Source organism: Methylomarinum sp. Ch1-1 (assembly GCF_030717995.2).
Classification (GTDB): domain Bacteria; phylum Pseudomonadota; class Gammaproteobacteria; order Methylococcales; family Methylomonadaceae; genus Methylomarinum; species Methylomarinum roseum.
On the sequence record NZ_CP157743.1, the window covers coordinates 112313 to 129759 of the forward strand.

18 protein-coding genes and 1 tRNA gene are annotated in these 17447 nt (G+C 51.8%); 14 read left to right on the plus strand and 5 right to left on the minus strand.

Going from position 1 to position 17447, the window contains the following annotated elements; all coding sequences use genetic code 11:
- Positions 1-209 precede the first annotated feature (209 nt).
- Genes Q9L42_RS00840 through lplT form a run of 3 tightly spaced genes read left to right on the plus strand, consistent with a single transcriptional unit; the run spans position 210 to position 4375 of the window.
- On the plus strand, positions 210-2363 hold the full coding sequence (locus Q9L42_RS00840) for an AMP-binding protein (RefSeq protein ID WP_305906513.1): 2154 nt from the start codon (positions 210-212) through the stop codon (positions 2361-2363).
- A 23-nt stretch (positions 2364-2386) separates the two neighbouring features.
- Positions 2387-3169: an NYN domain-containing protein gene (locus Q9L42_RS00845; RefSeq protein ID WP_349431740.1), complete on the plus strand. Its 783-nt coding sequence runs from the start codon at positions 2387-2389 to the stop codon at positions 3167-3169.
- Between the two features lie 24 nt (positions 3170-3193).
- Positions 3194-4375 carry a lysophospholipid transporter LplT gene (gene lplT, locus Q9L42_RS00850; protein ID WP_349431741.1) on the plus strand — a complete coding sequence of 394 codons (1182 nt, stop codon included), beginning with the start codon at positions 3194-3196 and terminating at the stop codon, positions 4373-4375.
- Positions 4376-4431: 56 nt separating this feature from the next.
- Here the strand turns inward: lplT and Q9L42_RS00855 are convergent, their stop codons facing one another.
- Together Q9L42_RS00855 and Q9L42_RS00860 are read right to left on the minus strand one after the other, a co-directional pair.
- Entirely contained in the window at positions 4432-5748 is a 1317-nt protein-coding gene (locus Q9L42_RS00855) for an MFS transporter (protein ID WP_305906511.1), read from the minus strand.
- 8 nt (positions 5749-5756) lie between these two features.
- Positions 5757-6365 (minus strand): TetR/AcrR family transcriptional regulator, encoded by a 609-nt coding sequence (locus tag Q9L42_RS00860; RefSeq protein ID WP_305906510.1) that lies wholly within the window; start codon positions 6363-6365, stop codon positions 5757-5759.
- 74 nt (positions 6366-6439) lie between these two features.
- On the opposite strand from Q9L42_RS00860, the gene Q9L42_RS00865 reads away from it, so the two are divergent.
- Positions 6440-6940, plus strand: a complete 501-nt coding sequence (locus Q9L42_RS00865; protein ID WP_349431742.1) for an NUDIX hydrolase — start codon at positions 6440-6442, stop codon at positions 6938-6940.
- Positions 6937-7701, plus strand: a complete 765-nt coding sequence (locus tag Q9L42_RS00870; protein WP_305906509.1) for a Nif3-like dinuclear metal center hexameric protein — start codon at positions 6937-6939, stop codon at positions 7699-7701. Before Q9L42_RS00865 ends, Q9L42_RS00870 begins: the two co-directional genes overlap by 4 nt.
- A 14-nt stretch (positions 7702-7715) precedes the next feature.
- Here the strand turns inward: Q9L42_RS00870 and Q9L42_RS00875 are convergent.
- Positions 7716-7792: transfer RNA gene (locus Q9L42_RS00875), tRNA-Asp, on the minus strand.
- Between the two features lie 58 nt (positions 7793-7850).
- On the opposite strand from Q9L42_RS00875, the gene Q9L42_RS00880 reads away from it, so the two are divergent.
- The 3 genes from Q9L42_RS00880 to Q9L42_RS00890 are packed head-to-tail and all read left to right on the plus strand — an operon-like array spanning position 7851 to position 9808.
- Entirely contained in the window at positions 7851-8522 is a 672-nt protein-coding gene (locus tag Q9L42_RS00880; RefSeq protein ID WP_349431743.1) for an alpha/beta hydrolase family protein, read from the plus strand.
- A complete protein-coding gene (locus Q9L42_RS00885) occupies positions 8501-9148 on the plus strand; it encodes a class I SAM-dependent methyltransferase (RefSeq protein ID WP_349431744.1) in 648 nt (215 codons plus the stop codon). Before Q9L42_RS00880 ends, Q9L42_RS00885 begins: the two co-directional genes overlap by 22 nt.
- Positions 9149-9184: 36 nt before the next feature.
- Entirely contained in the window at positions 9185-9808 is a 624-nt protein-coding gene (locus Q9L42_RS00890; protein ID WP_305906506.1) for a DUF2238 domain-containing protein, read from the plus strand.
- 36 nt (positions 9809-9844) lie between these two features.
- On the opposite strand, the gene Q9L42_RS00895 is transcribed toward Q9L42_RS00890, so the two are convergent.
- Positions 9845-10342 carry a hypothetical protein gene (locus Q9L42_RS00895; RefSeq protein WP_305906505.1) on the minus strand — a complete coding sequence of 166 codons (498 nt, stop codon included), beginning with the start codon at positions 10340-10342 and terminating at the stop codon, positions 9845-9847.
- 311 nt (positions 10343-10653) lie between these two features.
- Between Q9L42_RS00895 and Q9L42_RS00900 the strand changes: the two genes are divergently transcribed.
- Positions 10654-11427, plus strand: a complete 774-nt coding sequence (locus Q9L42_RS00900) for a cytochrome b/b6 domain-containing protein (protein WP_305906504.1) — start codon at positions 10654-10656, stop codon at positions 11425-11427.
- Between the two features lie 79 nt (positions 11428-11506).
- Entirely contained in the window at positions 11507-11896 is a 390-nt protein-coding gene (locus Q9L42_RS00905) for a hypothetical protein (protein WP_305906503.1), read from the plus strand.
- 107 nt (positions 11897-12003) lie between these two features.
- Here Q9L42_RS00905 and Q9L42_RS00910 read toward each other — a convergent pair whose 3' ends face one another.
- Positions 12004-13131 (minus strand): HD-GYP domain-containing protein, encoded by a 1128-nt coding sequence (locus Q9L42_RS00910; RefSeq protein ID WP_305906502.1) that lies wholly within the window; start codon positions 13129-13131, stop codon positions 12004-12006.
- 211 nt (positions 13132-13342) lie between these two features.
- Here Q9L42_RS00910 and Q9L42_RS00915 point away from each other — a divergent pair, with 211 nt between their 5' ends.
- The 4 genes from Q9L42_RS00915 to Q9L42_RS00930 are packed head-to-tail and all read left to right on the plus strand — an operon-like array spanning position 13343 to position 16402.
- Positions 13343-13771: a YeeE/YedE family protein gene (locus Q9L42_RS00915; protein ID WP_305906501.1), complete on the plus strand. Its 429-nt coding sequence runs from the start codon at positions 13343-13345 to the stop codon at positions 13769-13771.
- Positions 13768-14181, plus strand: coding sequence for a DUF6691 family protein (locus tag Q9L42_RS00920; protein WP_305906500.1), 414 nt, complete (start codon positions 13768-13770; stop codon positions 14179-14181). Before Q9L42_RS00915 ends, Q9L42_RS00920 begins: the two co-directional genes overlap by 4 nt.
- Before the next feature lie 27 nt (positions 14182-14208).
- On the plus strand, positions 14209-15564 hold the full coding sequence (gene xseA, locus Q9L42_RS00925; RefSeq protein ID WP_305906499.1) for an exodeoxyribonuclease VII large subunit: 1356 nt from the start codon (positions 14209-14211) through the stop codon (positions 15562-15564).
- Positions 15557-16402, plus strand: a complete 846-nt coding sequence (locus Q9L42_RS00930) for a M23 family metallopeptidase (RefSeq protein WP_305906498.1) — start codon at positions 15557-15559, stop codon at positions 16400-16402. Before xseA ends, Q9L42_RS00930 begins: the two co-directional genes overlap by 8 nt.
- Positions 16403-17447: the final 1045 nt, after the last annotated feature.

Sequence of the window (17447 nt, forward strand, 5' to 3'; positions counted from 1 at the left end):
ATACATGGTCTCAGCAAGCGTAGCGCTGTGTTTGCCAAACGCCAAGAAAATAGATTCATTATAACGCCGCCCCATTTTTTTCACACTTTGGAAAACAACAATGCTTAACAAATAGCAACAAATAATTGAACAATGTTTAATTATTGTTTATAGTGCATCCATCGCTTTCCGCTCTATCTGCTATGATGACATCCGGAGGATGACACACCATGTTTAATTTATTAAAAAAATCTTTACACTGGCTATTGACCTTGATTTATAAAGTCGAGGTCAAAGGCCTGGATAATTACGCCAAAGCTGGCAAGCGGGTATTGATTATTTCCAACCATACGTCTTTTCTGGACCCCCTATTACTGGGCGTTTTCCTGCCGGACAAGATCACCTTCGCGATCAACACGCATATTTCCCAAATCTGGTGGCTCAGGCCTTTTCTAGCGTTGTCGCACGTCTTCCCTATGGACCCGACCCACCCGCTGTCGTTGAAAGCCTTGATCCATCATATGCAGCAGGACACCAAAACCGTCATCTTCCCCGAGGGGCGCATCACCGTGACCGGCTCGTTGATGAAAATCTACGACGGCACCGGCATGGTGGCCGATAAATCCGGCGCGACGATCCTGCCGGTGCGCATAGACGGCGCCCAATACACCCATTTTTCCAAACTGCGCAACATCGTCCGTCTGCGGCTGTTTCCTAAAATCACGATACAAATACTGCCGCCGACGCAGATACATTCCGATGAATCGCTGACCGGCAAGTCGCGCCGCAAACATAGCGGTCATGTGCTGGCCGACATCATGACCGACATGATGTTCGCGACCAGCCATTACCATCAAACCATTTTTTCGGCGCTGCTGGAGGCGCGCACGATACATGGCGGCAAACATAACGTCGCCGAGGATCTGGAACGCAAGCCGCTTTGTTATGACTCCCTGATTGCCCGCAGCATCGCGATTGGCAACCTGTTGAAAAACTCCACCGAGCAAGACGAACATGTCGGCGTTTTTCTACCCAATTCCACCAAAACGCTGAATGTTGTGCTAGGTCTGCAATTGCATGGACGGATACCGGCGATGCTGAACTATTCCACCGGCGTCGCCGGCATGGCTTCCGCTTGCAGAACCGCCGAGATTAAAACGGTGCTAACATCGCGCCTCTTCATCGACAAAGCGAAGTTAACCGAGACTGCCGACGCCCTCGCCGCCCAGGTCAACTTGCTGTATTTGGAAGACTTGGCCGAATCCCTGTCGGTCATCGACAAACTGAAGGCGGCACTGCAAGGCAAAACTGCGAACTACTGGTACAAACATCAACAGTTCAGTCCTGAAAGCGCAGCCGTCGTGCTGTTCACCTCCGGTTCGGAAGGCGAACCGAAAGGCGTGGTGCTCTCGCACGCAAACATCCTCGGCAATCACAAACAATTGAAAGCCCGCATCAATTTCAACGCCCAGGACGTCGTGCTGAATTTTCTGCCGATGTTCCACTCCTTCGGCTTCACGGTGGGTACGATGCTGCCGGTATTGAACGGCATGACCACCTTCTTCTATCCATCGCCGCTGCATTACAGCGTGATACCGGAAATCGCCTACGAGACCGGAGCGACAATCATGTTCGGCACTAACACCTTCTTCTCCGCCTACGCGAAAAAAGCCCATGCCTACGATTTCTATAACATGCGCTATGTCGTCGCCGGCGCAGAAAAGCTGCAGGAAAACACCCGTCAGGTCTGGATGGATAAATTCGGCATCCGCATCCTGGAGGGTTACGGCGCCACCGAAACCGCCCCCGTCACCTCGGTCAATACGCCGATGGATTACAAGGCCGGCACGGTCGGTCGCATCATGCCGGACATGCACTATAAACTGGAACCGGTTCCCGGCATCGACAACGGCGGCAAACTGCATGTCGCCGGACCTAACATCATGAAAGGTTATCTGTTGCCGGCGAATCCCGGCAAGCTGGTTCCGCCTGAATCCATTTACGGCAAAGGCTGGTATGACACTGGCGACATCGTCGAGGTCGATGAAGACGGCTACATCATGATCAAGGGGCGCAGTAAACGCTTCGCCAAAATCAGCGGCGAAATGGTGTCGTTGACCGCGGTCGAACAGCTGGCTATTCAAGCCTGGCCGGAAGCCCACCATGCCGTCGTCTCGCTGCCCGATCCGAGAAAAGGCGAACAATTGGTTTTGCTGACCACGCAGAAAGAGGCCACCGTTAAACAACTGGCGAGCGCCGCCGAAGGCGTCGCCACGATCAACCTGCCGCGAAAAATCTTCGTCGTCGATGCACTGCCGGCGCTGGCGACCGGCAAAACCGACTATCGGGCGGCGACAGAACTGGCGGCGGAAAAGCTCCAATAAGGAGGACACAGGAGATGTTGCGAATGGAAAAAAAGCTGGCTGTTCTGATCGACGCCGAAAATACGCAATTATCGGCGTTAGAAGCCATCATGACCGAGTTATCAAAATACGGCTATATCATTGTCAAAAGAGCCTATGGAGACTGGGCAGCCCCAGCCTTAAAAAACTGGAAGAACAGCATGAATGAACTGGCGATTCAGCCTGTACAACAGTTCTCTTACACGCAGGGAAAAAACTCTTCCGACGCGGCAATGATAATAGATACGATGGATTTGTTGTATTCCAATAAATTCAATGCCTTTGCTCTAGTTTCCAGCGATAGCGATTTCACCAAACTGGCAACTCGTCTTAAAGAATCACAAGTCCATGTATACGGCATTGGTCAACGAAAAACACCTATTGCCTTTAGAAATGCCTGTGACGATTTCCTTTATATCGATGTTCTAAAAACTTTGAGTAACGGAGAAGAAGACAAGGCAGCCTCGCAAACACGACAAGCCAAAGAAAATGACCAAACTCAGCCAGCCCCCTATAGCAAGCAGCAACTTTGTATGGATGCCAAATTGATTCACATGTTGAGGAATGCAGCCAAAGAATGTTCGGAAGAGGATAATGGCTGGGCGTCGTTAAGTTTGTGCGGTAGTTTGATCAAGCGTCAATGCCCTGATTTTGATTCGAGAAATTATGGTTACGCCAAACTCTCTACTTTAATTGAAACGACCAAATTGTTCGAAGTGAAAAAAGAAAAAATGAAATCTTCAAACCACACCAAAATATATTATCGGGATAAAAGAAAACATTCATAATTTCCCTTTGTTACTTGGATACAAATGAACAAGAAAATCTACCCGCTGCTGCTGGCCCAGTTCCTGTCCGCCTTTGCCGATAACGCCATTCTGTTCACCGTCATTGCGCTGGTGATGCAATCGGAACAACTGGCCCCTTGGTATGTGCCGGCCCTGCAAAGCTCGTTCCTGGTCGCCTTCGTGCTGCTAGCGCCCTGGGTCGGCGGTTTCGCCGACCATCACGCCAAATCGCGGGTATTGATTGCCGCCAACTTGATTAAGGCCGCCGGCGCCAGCCTACTCTTGCTAAAAGTCGAACCCTTACTGGCTTATTGCCTGGTCGGCGTCGGAGCGGCCGTTTACAGTCCGGCCAAATACGGCATCCTGCCGGAACTGGCCGAACACAACCTGTTGGTCAAGGCCAACAGCTGGATCGAAGGCTCGACGATACTGGCGATACTGCTGGGCATGGTGGTCGGCGCCAAGGTCGCCGACACCTCGATCACCTGGGCGCTGAGCGGCACGATTATACTGTTTCTGATTTCGGCGCTGGTGACCTTATGGCTGCCGGTCTCGGTCAGCCAGGAGAAGCCAGCCGACTCCATCCTGCTGCGTTTTTTTCGCCAGATCGGGCGATTCTTCGACACCCCGCGCTCGCGCTTTTCGATGCTGGGCGCATCACTGTTCTGGGCCGCTGCAGCGACCATCCGGGTCATCATCATCGCCTGGGCGCCGTTGGTATTGATGAGCAAGAACGCCAGCGAAATAGCCGAGCTGACGCTGTTCCTAGCTATCGGCATCATCGCCGGCTCGGCCCTGGTGCCCAGATTGATCCCGCTGAACCGTTTGCGACGAGCCAGATTGCCGGCTTATCTGATGGGGCTGTTCATCATCGCGTTAAGCTTCACCGAAGCGGTATGGCCGGCGCGACTGATGCTGTTCATGATCGGCATGGCGGGCGGCATGTTCATCGTCCCGATCAACGCCGCCTTGCAAGACCTGGGACAACACAGCATCGGCAGCGGCAGCGCCGTGGCCTTGCAGGGCTTTTTCCAAAACTTGACGATGTTGGTCGCGGTCGGCTCCTATACCTATGCCTCCTCGCAGCAGGCCAATCCCATCCTGGCCCTGCTAACGCTAGGCGCCTTGGTCATCGTCGCGACGTTTCTGGTTTCGCTGCACTTGCCGGACAATAGTCAACCCTATCGATTCGATGACGAAAGCTGATTGAGCCTTTGCCCGCATAGCGCATCGGCTCGAGGCCGGCGACAAAATCATTAACTTCAATCGGCCTGCAAGGCGGCCGTTTTGCCACGCTTTTCGTTGACCCGCGCCAAAAGCAACAAACCCAACACGAAGAACATCAACGTCGATAATAAAGCCTGTCGGTGATTTCCTGCAGTCAAATAGTTCACCACGCCATAACTGATCGGTCCGACTATCGCCGATAGCCGGTTAACCAGTCCCCACAAGCCGAGGAACTCACCGGAGCGGTCGACCGGGGTAAACTGACTGACCAGCGCCCTGCCCACGGCCTGGCTGGCGCCCATCGCCACACCGATAATATTGCCGGCGATCCACATCTGAGCCTGTTCTGTCGCAATAAAGGCGGCCAGGATAGCGACGATCCATAATACCAAGGTCATCGCCAGCGTCGGCACCGAGCCGATTCTGTCTTGCAGATGTCCGCAAATGAACGCGCCGACCGCCGCAGTGACATTAACGACCATGATCAATACGATCAATTCTTGCCGGCCGAACCCCATCACCTCTTGGGCATAGATGGCCGCCAGCACCACGACAGTGCTGACCCCCGACTGATAGACGGCCAGCGTCAACAGAAAGCGGAATAAATCGCGGAAATGCAGGGCATGTTGCAAGGTATGGCGCAGGCGGAGAAAGCCGACGCGAATATAACTTATTTTTTCGCCCTTAGGCTGAGCCAAGGCGCGTTCGCGCAAACAAAGAAAAGTGGGCAGCGCGGTCAAGGCAAAAATGCCGGCGGTCACCAACAATGTGATCGGAATGATATCGCTGTCGGCCATGCCCAGTTGCCTACCCCGATAAATAATCCATAAACAACATCCCAGCGTCAACAGTCCCCCGAAATAACCGACACTCCAGCCATAACCGGACATCCGCCCCATATTTTCTTTCGGCACCAATTCCGGCAGAAAGGCGGCGATTAGATTCTCGCCGGCGGCAAACATCGTCGCCGATAACGTCACCAGCGACATCGCCAGCCAGACATCACCGGGACCGGCCAGCGCCAGCAAGGCGGTTGCAGAGACACAGCCGATACTGGACACCAGCAGAAAAACTTTTTTGCTGGCCCGGTGATCGGCCATCGCCCCGATCACCGGCGCGCTGATCATCACGATAAAATTAGCCAAGCCGACGGCCAAGGCCCATAACAATGTCCCCGTTCCAGCGCTCCTGGCATCGATGTCGGCGGCAATCACGCCGACGAAATAGGCGCTGTAGATCGTCGTCAACACCACGGTGGTATAGCCCGAGTTGGCGAAATCATACAAGGCCCAGGCCAGCAATTCCTTGCGCCCGGCCGGAGGCCATAAGTTCTGTCGATTTACGATATTCATCAATTACCTTACTGCTGCGCCGAACGAACCCAGCCATTGAGAAAATTTTCCACCAACAATATCACGATAGGCTCTATATTGCTGACCCCAACCAGGTCCAATTTACCGGTCAACGACAACATGCAAACGCCATGTACGCCGCTCCATAAGGCACGAGCCGCCAGTCTTGTTTGTTCTTCCGAACGACCCGGCGCCAATTGCCTGAACAAGCTCTCGATCCGCACAAACATCAGATTGGCTTTTTCCCGGTACCAGTCCGGAATCTCACCTTCATCCCGCTGGCACTGTTCAAAAATCATACTCCAACGATTATAGTTCTGACTGGCAAACAACAGATAAGCCTTGGCCAGTTCGACGATGCATTGTTCGACGCTATCATCGTCGGGCGCCTGATCCAATCTCAGCGCTAAGTCATCCAGCGTACGCCCCTTCACATGCATGATCAAATCGGCCATGTTGGCGAACACCATATAGATACTGCCGACGGTATAACCGATTTCCAAGGCGATTTTTCTGACTTTCAAGGCCGGGAAACCATCTTCCTCGACAATGGTTTCCGCGGCCTTTAACACCATTTCTCTGATCTCTTCCTGACTGTGTTGACTTCTTCTTGCCATCGCTCTGTTTTGCTAAAATCACGAAAAGACGCTACCTTACACGACCTAGGTTCAGGAATCGAGAGCAAAAACGCATGCATCATGAATTACTCTCGGTCGTCGATGAAAACGACCGTATTATCGGCAGCCGCCCACGCCATCAAATCCATGCGCAAGGTCTGCGTCACCGAGCCGTCCATATCCTGGTATTCAATGATCAAGGGCAACTTTTTTTACAAAAACGTTCGATGAAAAAGGACCTGAACAAGGGCCTCTGGGACACCTCCGCCGCTGGTCATGTCGACGAAGGCGAAGATTATCAGCCCTGCGCGCAGAGAGAAGCCGAAGAGGAACTCGGCATCCTCGTCGCCGACACACTGGAGGCGCTATTCAAATTGACCGCGACCCCGCGCTTGGGCATGGAATTCATCCAAGTCTATCAATGTCGGCATAACGGCCCTTTTCAACTGGCGGCCGAAGAAATCGATGACGGTCAATGGTTCTCTCCGCAAGAAATCAGTCAACGGGTCAATGATGATGATCATACGCTGACCGACACTTTTAAAATCATCTGGCAACGCTATCAACAAATATGATCTCCAGACAGCAACTGAACGACTTCTACAGCGCCCTACTGCAACCGGAACGTTACAGCGACTACGGTCCCAACGGCCTGCAAATTGAAGGCAAGGAGGCAATCAATAAAATAGCCTTCGCCGTGTCCGCCACCAGGGACTCGATCACTCGGGCCGTCGAACAGCAAGCCGATGCCTTGGTTGTGCATCATGGGCTATTTTGGTCTTTTCACGGAGCGAAAACGCTGACCGGCCCTTTTGCCAAACGCGTCGTGCCGCTGATTAAAAAAGACATCAACTTATTCGCCTATCATTTGCCGCTGGACGGCCACGCTGAAATAGGAAACGCCGCGACGTTGGGACGCCTGATCGATTGTATCGAACAGCAGCCGTTCGGAGATTACAAAGGCATGCCTACCGGCATAAAAGGTGTGTTGAAAACGCCTGTCGCGGCGGCGACGCTAACGGAAAAACTGCAGAAGGTGTTGAATCATGACGTGATACTCGCCTCAACGGACCGGTATAGAACCGTCAAGACGCTCGGCATCATCACCGGCGGCGCCAACGGCGAATGGAAAACAGCGGCCGAGCAAGGATTAGATGCTTATATTACCGGAGAAATCAGCGAACATGATTGGCATGACAGTCAGGAACACGGCATACACATGTTGGCTGGCGGTCACAACGCGACCGAGCAGTTCGGCATCAAAGCGATGATGAATAAGACACAACAGCAACTGAATGTTGACTGTTTTTTTATTGGCAGTGACAATCCTGCCTAAGGGTTAGAAAATGATGGCGGAGCGGACGGGACTCGAACCCGCGACCCCCGGCGTGACAGGCCGGTATTCTAACCAACTGAACTACCGCTCCGAAGTAGAAGCGCGTATTATATATTAGTTTTTTTAATCGTCAAGCTCAATTTCATGACATGAAAACAGAAACCCATAAAATCACCGTCAATCCTAAGGCCTATGTCAGCTCTATCTGGTTGATTCCCGAGGAATATGACAGTGTACTCTTGATTGCCCCGGGCGCCGGCAAGGATATGCATTCCGACCTCATCAGCCACCTGCATGAAGGCATTGCCGCGCACAACATCATGACGGTGAAATTTAATTTTCCCTATCTCGAGCAAGGCAGGGCCGCGCCGAACTCCCCTTCCATACTGGAAGACACGTGGCTGGCGGTGATTAATGCGGTGATGGCGCTGACCGGCCTGCCGCGAAAAAAAATATTTCTCTCCGGAAAAAGCATGGGCGGACGTTATGCAACCCTGCTGGCAGCCAAGATGGACGGTTTCGCCGGCCTGATCCTCTATGGCTATCCTTTGCATGCTCCCGGCAGACCCCACAAGCCTCGTAGCGAAGATTTGAACTCGGTCCATTCGCCCATGCTATTCTTCCAAGGCAGTCGTGATTCGCTCTGCGAACTGGACGTATTCAAGCCGATTCTGGAACACCTACCCACCCAGCCTGAACTATATGTCATCGAAGGCGGCGATCATTCTTTCAAGGTGCTGAAGCGACTAAAGCGCAGCGAAGAAATCATACACCAGGAGATGGTGCAAAAAAGTGTCGAATGGATCAAACAACATCAATAAGCTGTCCTCTCTGCCATAGCCATCGAAGCAGCGCTTTTTTTTCCGACAAAAGGCGCGGCTACCGACGCTGTCCCGACTGTTATCTGGTCTTCGTTCCAACCGAACAGCATTTATCCGCCGACGAAGAAAAAGCCATTTATGATCTGCATCAAAACGATCCTAACGACCCCGGCTACCGACAATTTTTAGCGCGCCTTTTTCATCCACTAACCGAACGCCTTTACGCTCAGGAAAAAGGCTTGGACTATGGTTGCGGCCCCGGTCCTGCCTTGACGATGATGTTGCGGGAACGCGGCTTTGATATGCAGACTTATGACCCGCTGTACGCCGATCATCCGGAACGACTACGGCACGCTTACGACTTCATTACCTGCACCGAGGTCGTCGAACATTTCCGCCGTCCTCACGATGAATTTGAACGTCTGTTCGCATTGTTGAAAACCGGCGGTCATCTAGGCGTCATGACAAAAATGGTCATCGATGCCGAGGCATTTGCTCGCTGGCATTATAAAAACGACTTGACCCATATAAGCTTTTTCTCGCTATCGACCTTCCAGTGGCTAGCGAAGAAGTACCGCTGCCGGGTTGAATTTTTGCACAGCGATGTGGTGATTTTTCAGGTTTAAGATGATGTTTAACACGAATAGCGACAGCAATCAGCGATGAAAAACGCCTGGATCACGGTTTTCCTGCTCGTCCTTGCCTGGTCGGCCATAGAGCCTAAGGACTACCTGACCTGGGCTCTTGAGGTCTCCCCGGCGATCATAGGCTTCATGCTTTTGGCCTTTACCTATCAAAGCTTTCATCTGACGCGCTTGTTGTATATATTGATTCTGCTCCATTGCATCGTATTGATGGTAGGAGGCCACTATACTTACGCCGAAGTCCCGCTGTTTGACCAGCTAAAACTATATTTGGGATTCGAAAGAAACAATTACGATAAGGTCGGACATTTGCTGCAAGGCTTTGTTCCGGCCATCATCGCCCGGGAAATCCTGCTCCGCAAACATGTCGTCGACTCCCCGGCGTGGCGCAATTTCTTCATCGTCAGCATCTGTCTCGCCATCAGCGCCCTTTATGAGCTTATCGAATGGATCGTAGCTCTTGCTGTCGGCGAATCTTCTGACGCTTTTTTGGGCACTCAGGGCGATAACTGGGACACTCAAACCGATATGGCGTTTGCTTTGCTAGGCGCACTCTTAGCCTTGCTGCTGTTAAGCCGCTTACATGACAGGCAATTGCGAAACATCCAATCTGCCCACAAGCGGGACAAGGCGGACGACTGATACGCCTGGCGAGGCTAGACAGCGAACTAGCGACTTTCAACGCTGCTCATTGTCGATTGCAGCGCCATTAATAGAAGTATAAAGGTAACTGCTCACCGCCATTCGTAGGGTGGATAAGCGGAGCGCATCCACCGGGTCGGCATCTTTGGTGGATGCGCCCTTCAGGCTTATCCCCCTACATGCTGACCGCCATGGATGGCGGAAATGCCGATTTTGCCATGATGCCAAGGATGACATGTAGTAGAGCAATGCAGGAGCAATTGCCGATAACGCCATGGAGGGCGTGTAGTAGAGCAATGCAGGAGCAATTGCCGATAACGCCATGGAGGGCGTGTAGTAGAGCAATGCAGGAGCAATTGCCGATAACGCCATGGAGGGCGTGTAGTAGAGCAATGCAGGAGCAATTGCCGATAACGCCATGGAGGGCGTGTAGTAGAGCAATGCAGGAGCAATTGCCGAGGAGCAAAAATCGGCCCTGCCGCGTTCGATAAGTGGGGCGAGCAGGTACCCCAGACGGATATATTCAGCGCGCACCCTAAGTATCCGACGCAAAATTGGACTTTAGTTGGCAGGCTAACTATCATTCGAACCATGAAGATAAAATCACCAACGATATAAGCAGCAATTCCCACTTTGGCGTTCAAAAAGGGCATGGGGTGTGTTTGGCGAGGATGTCGGCAGCAAGGATGCTGCCGTCAAGCCCCCAGGGATGGGTTTACGGCGCTCCTCGACAGACACACCCCATGCCCTAAACACAGCAAAAATGCTCAAACTGGGAATTGCTGCGATATAAGAGATTAAGCTTGGCGCTCGATCAATCGAGCGTATACTTAGGAGACATTAGCATGAATGATAGCCGTTCCGATAAAGAAACCTTTTTCTCCTACCCGGTTTGGGATCGCACGGTAAGAATTTTTCACTGGGTCAATGTGCTCTGCATCATCGGCTTAAGCGGACTAGGGCTGATGCTGCTGTATAACAAAGATTTCGGCGTCAGTTCCGACGGCAAGGTCTTGTTGAAAACCCTACACGCTTATATAGGCTATGTTTTCGCGTTGAATCTGACCTGGCGACTGATATGGGGCTTTATCGGCAATCAATATAGCCGCTGGCGGGCGATATTACCCTTCGGCAAAGGCTATCTAAATTCGTTGATTTCCTACCTAAAAGGCTTTAAAGGCGGTAGCGGCCCACATTACGCGGGACATAATCCCGCGGCCCGACTAATGGTCACGTTGCTGTTTTTATTGCTGTTCACCCAAGGAACAAGCGGGTTGGTATTGGCCGGCACCGACCTGTACCTGCCGCCTTTCGGTCATGAAATCGCCGAGTGGGTCAGCGCTTCCGATGAGACGCATGGTGGACTGACCGATCTTAAACCCGGTTCGAAAGTGGGCGTCGATCCAGACAGTTATCGGGAAATGCGGACTTTCAGGAAGCCTTTCATCACCGCGCATGAATATGGCTTCTATCTGCTCGCCATATTCATATTGCTTCATATCATTGCCGTAGTTGTCACCGAAATCAGGGAAAAAAGCGCCTTAGTATCCGCGATGTTTAACGGCAAAAAGGTCTTCAAACAAGACCCCGTCGATTTAGAAGACCGGGAACAATCTTGACGATGTAAGGCCTAATAAAATATCCATAGGCACAGAACCACCGTGTTATGCCCCCTAAAACTATACCCCCAGCTATCCTATGAAAACACTGCTAGCCACCGTCGTCATTACCGGCCTCATCGCCCTCTATTTCATGGACGTCGCTTTCCATATCAGCTTTTTCAGCATGGAAATGTTGATTCACAATGCGATCCATTTTTTCGTCGGTTTCATCTTTCTGGGCAGTTGGGTTTGGTACAAACACAAGATGAGGTTTAAAACAGCCTTTTACACCATCTCCATTCTGATGGTGCTGGACTACCTTGCCGATTACATACGCGACGTCGACAATTTCACGCTGCAAATGTTAATTTATGATGTGTTTATCGTGCTTTGGGCAGCCGTCCTCGGTTACTTATCGATGCGCAGCTTAAAGCAAAAGTTACCGCAATCCCAGGACTACCCCAACAGCCAGCCCCCATCAAACTGAAACCGCTAGCGGCATCGACATGACTACCTACCCCTCTCATGGCGACAAGCAAGCGGTTTTATCCACTCCATTTTTCAAGGCCCTTATCAAACAGCGGCACTTCCTCATTATTCATCCTTAAAGTGACGCTGAATTTCTTCGACACTGAACCGATTCTTCCTCAAGGCATCGACACATTGCCGGTCGAGCTTGATTCCGGCCAGCTTTTGCAATAAGGCAAAGGCGTCATCATTACTCCAGGCATTCTTATAGGGGCGTTGCGTGGTCAAAGCATCGAAGATATCGGCGACGGCGACAATGCGCGACTCAATAGGAATTTCATCGGCGACCAACCCTTCCGGATAACCGCTGCCATCCATCGCCTCGTGGTGATGCTCGGCGATATTGCGAATCATATCGATATGGTGAAATTGACTGAGATGGTAATTTTCCAATAAATCATCGATGATTTCCCGCCCCTTACTGGCATGAGTTTTCATCACCTCGAACTCTTCTTCGCTCAACTTGCCCGGCTTTAGCAGGATTTGATCGGGAATGGCGATCTTGCCGACATCGTGCAACGGCGAAAATAAGAAAATATTTTCGATAAACTGATCATCAAAGCCCATAGTTTCGGCCAGTTCGACGGCGATAATGCGCGCGTAATGAGACATCCGGGCAATATGACCGCCGGTTTCCGGATCGCGTTGATTGGTGATGCTCAGCGCGGAACGCACCGTCGCGGTCAGGGTTTGGGCATGAGACCATTCGTTGACAACCAGCAGCATGATTAAATGGCTGCAAATATCCAGCTCAGTCAGCACCCGCTCCTGGAATACATTTTTCTGAAATGAATTGTAAAACACGAAACCGTAAAATTGGCCTTCATGCAAAATCGGATGGGTATAGCTGGAACGATATCCACGCTCGGAAAGGCGTTGGGTATATTCATGCCCGCCTCGATCAAATACCGCCAGATCGTTGATGACCCTGGGCCTTTTCTTCCGCAAGATCTCGAGCAGTGAATGAGCCTCATGCAGTTTGGCCTGGTAATGAAGCAAGGGACTGGTGTCCTTGCTGCTGTAAGCCAGCGTTTTCAGCATATCGGTATCGGGATCGTAAACAACCACGGCGATCCTATCTATAAACGGAAAATGGTCCAGCAACGTATTTCTGAGATTATCCAATTTCTCGGACAACGACAGTTTTTGGTTGAGCATTTCCAGCTGATCGATGTGACTGAATAGATTAGGCATGATAAACGGCGTTTGCTTAGTTCATTACCGACTATTATAGCGCATGGCGACCACAGGCTCGCCTATCGTCTTATTCCGACAGGCAGCAAATTTTATATAACACAAAATTATATAACACAAAACGCCGGCCCGGCATTTTGACAATTTCTGCAACGATCTCAAAACAACAGTAGAATATAACCCTATTATCATCCTAATCCGGAGCTTAGCATTGGAAAATTTTACGCCTTATTCCGCGCTGCTGGGCGGAGCGTTAATCGGTCTCAGCGCGATTATCTTATTGCTGTTCAACGGCCGCATTGCCGGCATCAGCGGCATCATGAACGGCGTGTTTAAATCGCCACGCGATGAAGTCAGTTGGCGTTCGTTGTTTTTGGCCGGCTTGATTATCGGCGCCCTGTTATTTCAATGGATCGCCCCTGGTTTTGTCAGCCCTAGAGCAGGCTATCCATTATGGCTGGTGGCCCTCGGCGGCTTTCTGGTCGGCATCGGCACTCGCCTCGGCGGCGGCTGCACCAGCGGCCACGGCATTTGCGGCATCGCCAATCTGTCGCTGCGTTCCATTCTCGCGACGCTGACCTTTATGGCCACCGGCTTCGTCACCGTTTACTTAATCAGACACGTTTTCACACTGACATGAAAAAGCTCATTATCGCCCTATTATGCGGCATTATTTTCGGCTTGGGCTTGTCGCTATCGCAGATGGTCAATCCCAACAAAGTCCTCGCCTTTCTGGACCTAGCCGGCAACTGGGACCCCAGCCTGGCGTTTGTCATGATCGGCGCATTGGCCGTCGCGATGCCCGCGTTCAGATATATACAGAACCGTCGTCAGCCCTTGCTGGAAAATGCTTTCCATGTCTCGCACAAGACCGCGGTCGACAAATCGTTATTGACCGGCGCCGCCCTGTTCGGCATCGGCTGGGGCATGACCGGCTATTGCCCGGGCCCGGCCGTCGCCAGCCTAGGCTTCGGCAGCTTGGAAGCCTTGGTCATGGTAGTCGCCATTTATGCGGGTTTTTTTACCGAGCGTTATTTCGCCAAGCAATAAATCTTACGATACGGCATAAACCGATGTATGTTTAACCTTTCCTCCGAGCAGGCCCCCATCTTCAGCGTCACCGAACTGAATCGTGAGACCAAACGTCTGCTGAATCAACACTTTTTATCGATCCGGGTGGAAGGCGAGATATCCAATCTCAGCACACCTTCTTCCGGTCATATTTATTTCTCCTTAAAGGACGCCAATGCCCAGGTGCGGTGCGCGATGTTTCGCATGCATCAGCGTCGCTTGGCTTTCAAACCGACTAACGGCAAACAGGTTATCGTCACCGCCCAAGTCAGTCTCTACGAACCGCGCGGCGATTATCAACTGATTGTCGAAGCGATGGAAGAAGCCGGCGCCGGCGCCCTGCGCCAGGCCTTCGAACGATTAAAGCAGAAATTGTTGGCGGAAGGCTTGTTCGAGCCTTCGCGCAAACAAGCCATACCGTCCTTGCCGGCGCAGATCGGCATCATCACTTCGCCGACCGGAGCCGCGATCCATGACATCATGACGGTGCTGAAACGCCGTTTTCCCGCCATTCCGGTGGTGATTTATCCAGTCGCGGTACAAGGCGACGGCGCCAAAGCGGAAATCGTCAAGGCCCTGCAAACGGCGAATCAACGCCAAGAGGCCGACGTCTTGATCGTCGCCCGCGGTGGCGGCTCACTGGAAGACTTGCAGGCCTTCAACGAAGAAAGCGTCGCCCGCGCCATCGCGGCCAGTCAGATACCGATCATTTCGGGCGTCGGCCATGAAGTGGATTTCACCATCTCCGACTTCGTCGCCGACCTGCGCGCGCCGACGCCATCGGCCGCGGCGGAACATGCTGCGCCCGAACAAAATGAATGGCTGAACAGCTTCCGGGCCTATGAAGCCCGGCTGCAACAACTGATCCAGCAAAAACTGACCCAACACAAACAAGCATTGGACTGGCTCAACCGTTCACTGCAACAACAGCATCCCGGTCAGCAATTACAGCGCAACGCGCAGCGTCTGGACGAGCTGGAAAATCGTTTGCAGCGTATCTGGCGACAGCAATTGCAGCAATGCCAGGCGCAACTCGAAGCCAAAAGCCAGGCCCTGACCCGTCATAATCCGGCGGAAAAGATCTGTCAACAGCAACAAAAATTGTTATATTTCGAAGAACGCATCAAACGCGCCATGCAGCAAAAATTGGAACAGCTGCAACGCAGACAGGCCGGCATCTGCCAAACCCTGCATGCGGTCAGTCCGCTGGCCACGCTGGAACGCGGTTATGCGATAGTCAGCGACCGGCAAAGCGGCGAAATCATCAAATCAAGCCGGCAACTCAATCCGGGCGACATCCTGGAAACCCGTCTGGGTGAAGGCCGCTACACCAGCCAAGTCAAAGAGATAGAACATGATTAAGAAAACTCTCTGTTTATTGTTGCTTCCCATTGCGGCATGGGCGGCCAAGCTGCCCGAACAACTGGCCGTTCCCGGCGGCATCGTCAAGATTGCCGTCGGCAAACGTATTGACAAGGCGCCCAAGGTTTTTTATCACGATAATCGGGTCCTGGTCACCCAAGATGGCGAAGATTGGCTGGCGATGGTCGGCATTCCCTTGTCGGCCGACCCCGGTCAACACCGCATCACCGTTGTCCACGACAACCATAAAGACGCTAAGACTTTTAACGTCGCCAACAAGGACTACCCGGCCCAACGCCTGACCATCACCAAGAAAAGAATGGTCACCGGCTTTACCGAGGAAGACCTGAAACGCATCAACGCCGATAAAATCGCGATGACCAAGGCCAAGGCGGTGTGGAGCGAACGGCCGATCGCCGCCGATTTCATCGCGCCGGTCGACGGTCGCCTGAGCAGCCTGTTCGGCTTGAAACGTTTCTTCAACGACATTCCCAAGCGCCCGCATAACGGCCTGGATATTGCCGCGCCCACCGGCACGCCGATTCTGGCCCCGGCCGCCGGCAAGGTCATCGATACCGGCAACTATTATTTCAACGGCAATACCGTTTTTCTCGATCACGGCCAAGGGCTGCTCAGCGCCTATCTCCATATGAACGAGATCAAGGTCAAACCCGGCGACTGGGTCGAACAAGGCGATGAACTGGGCAGCGTAGGCGAAACCGGCCGAGTCACCGGCCCGCACCTGCATTGGATCGTCTATCTGAACAAAGCCACAGTGGACCCGGCGTTATTTATATCCCAGGATATTGCCCGCTTGGATGCGCGGAATAAAAAATAAGCGCATGAAGAAAATAAACCACGATCATGACGCAGCACCGATATTGGAGAATAGCGGCGCGTCAAAACATAGGGTTTTTCCATTTCGAACAATATGGCTTTGATTGGATAAGGCATGGGACTCCGAACCATATTGTGTTTTAAAAGCCGCTACAAGTCCCTCTCGACCGACACAGTCTAAGTTCCGATTATCGTCAGATGCGATATACATGCCGATAGTTCTATTACACGCACAACATTAGACGATTAAATCAGCAATTCCCATATCATCAGTTTGAGTATTTTTGCGGTGTTTAGGGCATGGGGTGTGTCTGTCGAGGAGCGCCGTTCACCCAGCACCTAAATAAACGACGATAATAAATCATAGCCAATAGTCTATGGTATTTAGGTGCTGGGTAAACCCATCCCTGGGGGCTTGACGGCAGCATCCTTGCTGCCGACATCCTCGCCAAACACACCCCACGCCCTTTTTGAACGCCAAAGTGGGAATTGCTGCGATTAAATTGACAATCCCGCTAATAGGGTTAGAATGAAGACAGCTAGAAAATATGCTTTACCTCTTGTGTGCCATTTCGATGCCTCTTCTTTAGTTTTTCGTTCTGCTCTTCATTTAGTAATTCCACATTTACCAGCGCACTTTGCCTTTAATTAAGATTCTATAGTCAGTTTTTCATTGGCAAACATGCTTTTACCGATTCACGAATCAAGCGCCTAACACATAACGGCCATGATCGCTACACACTGTATCGTATTTAAGCAAAACAACATTCGTTTCGTCTTTCGTTACGCTCAGCATCAAGCTAAACGTCAATTAAGATGAACGACTCAACTCATCACAGGACAAATATGAAAACCATTACCAGAACACCATCAAAGACCCAGCCTTCACCCCGCATAGGCTGGCATTACGACAACTACTTTCTTAAACAATTAGAAAAATCCAAACAAACAGCGGACAATGGCAAGCGCCAAACGACATTGGCTTAAAAGAGGCGTAGCATTCCCTGTAAGCCGAAGACATACCTTCCAGCCCCCCAGTTCTCCGA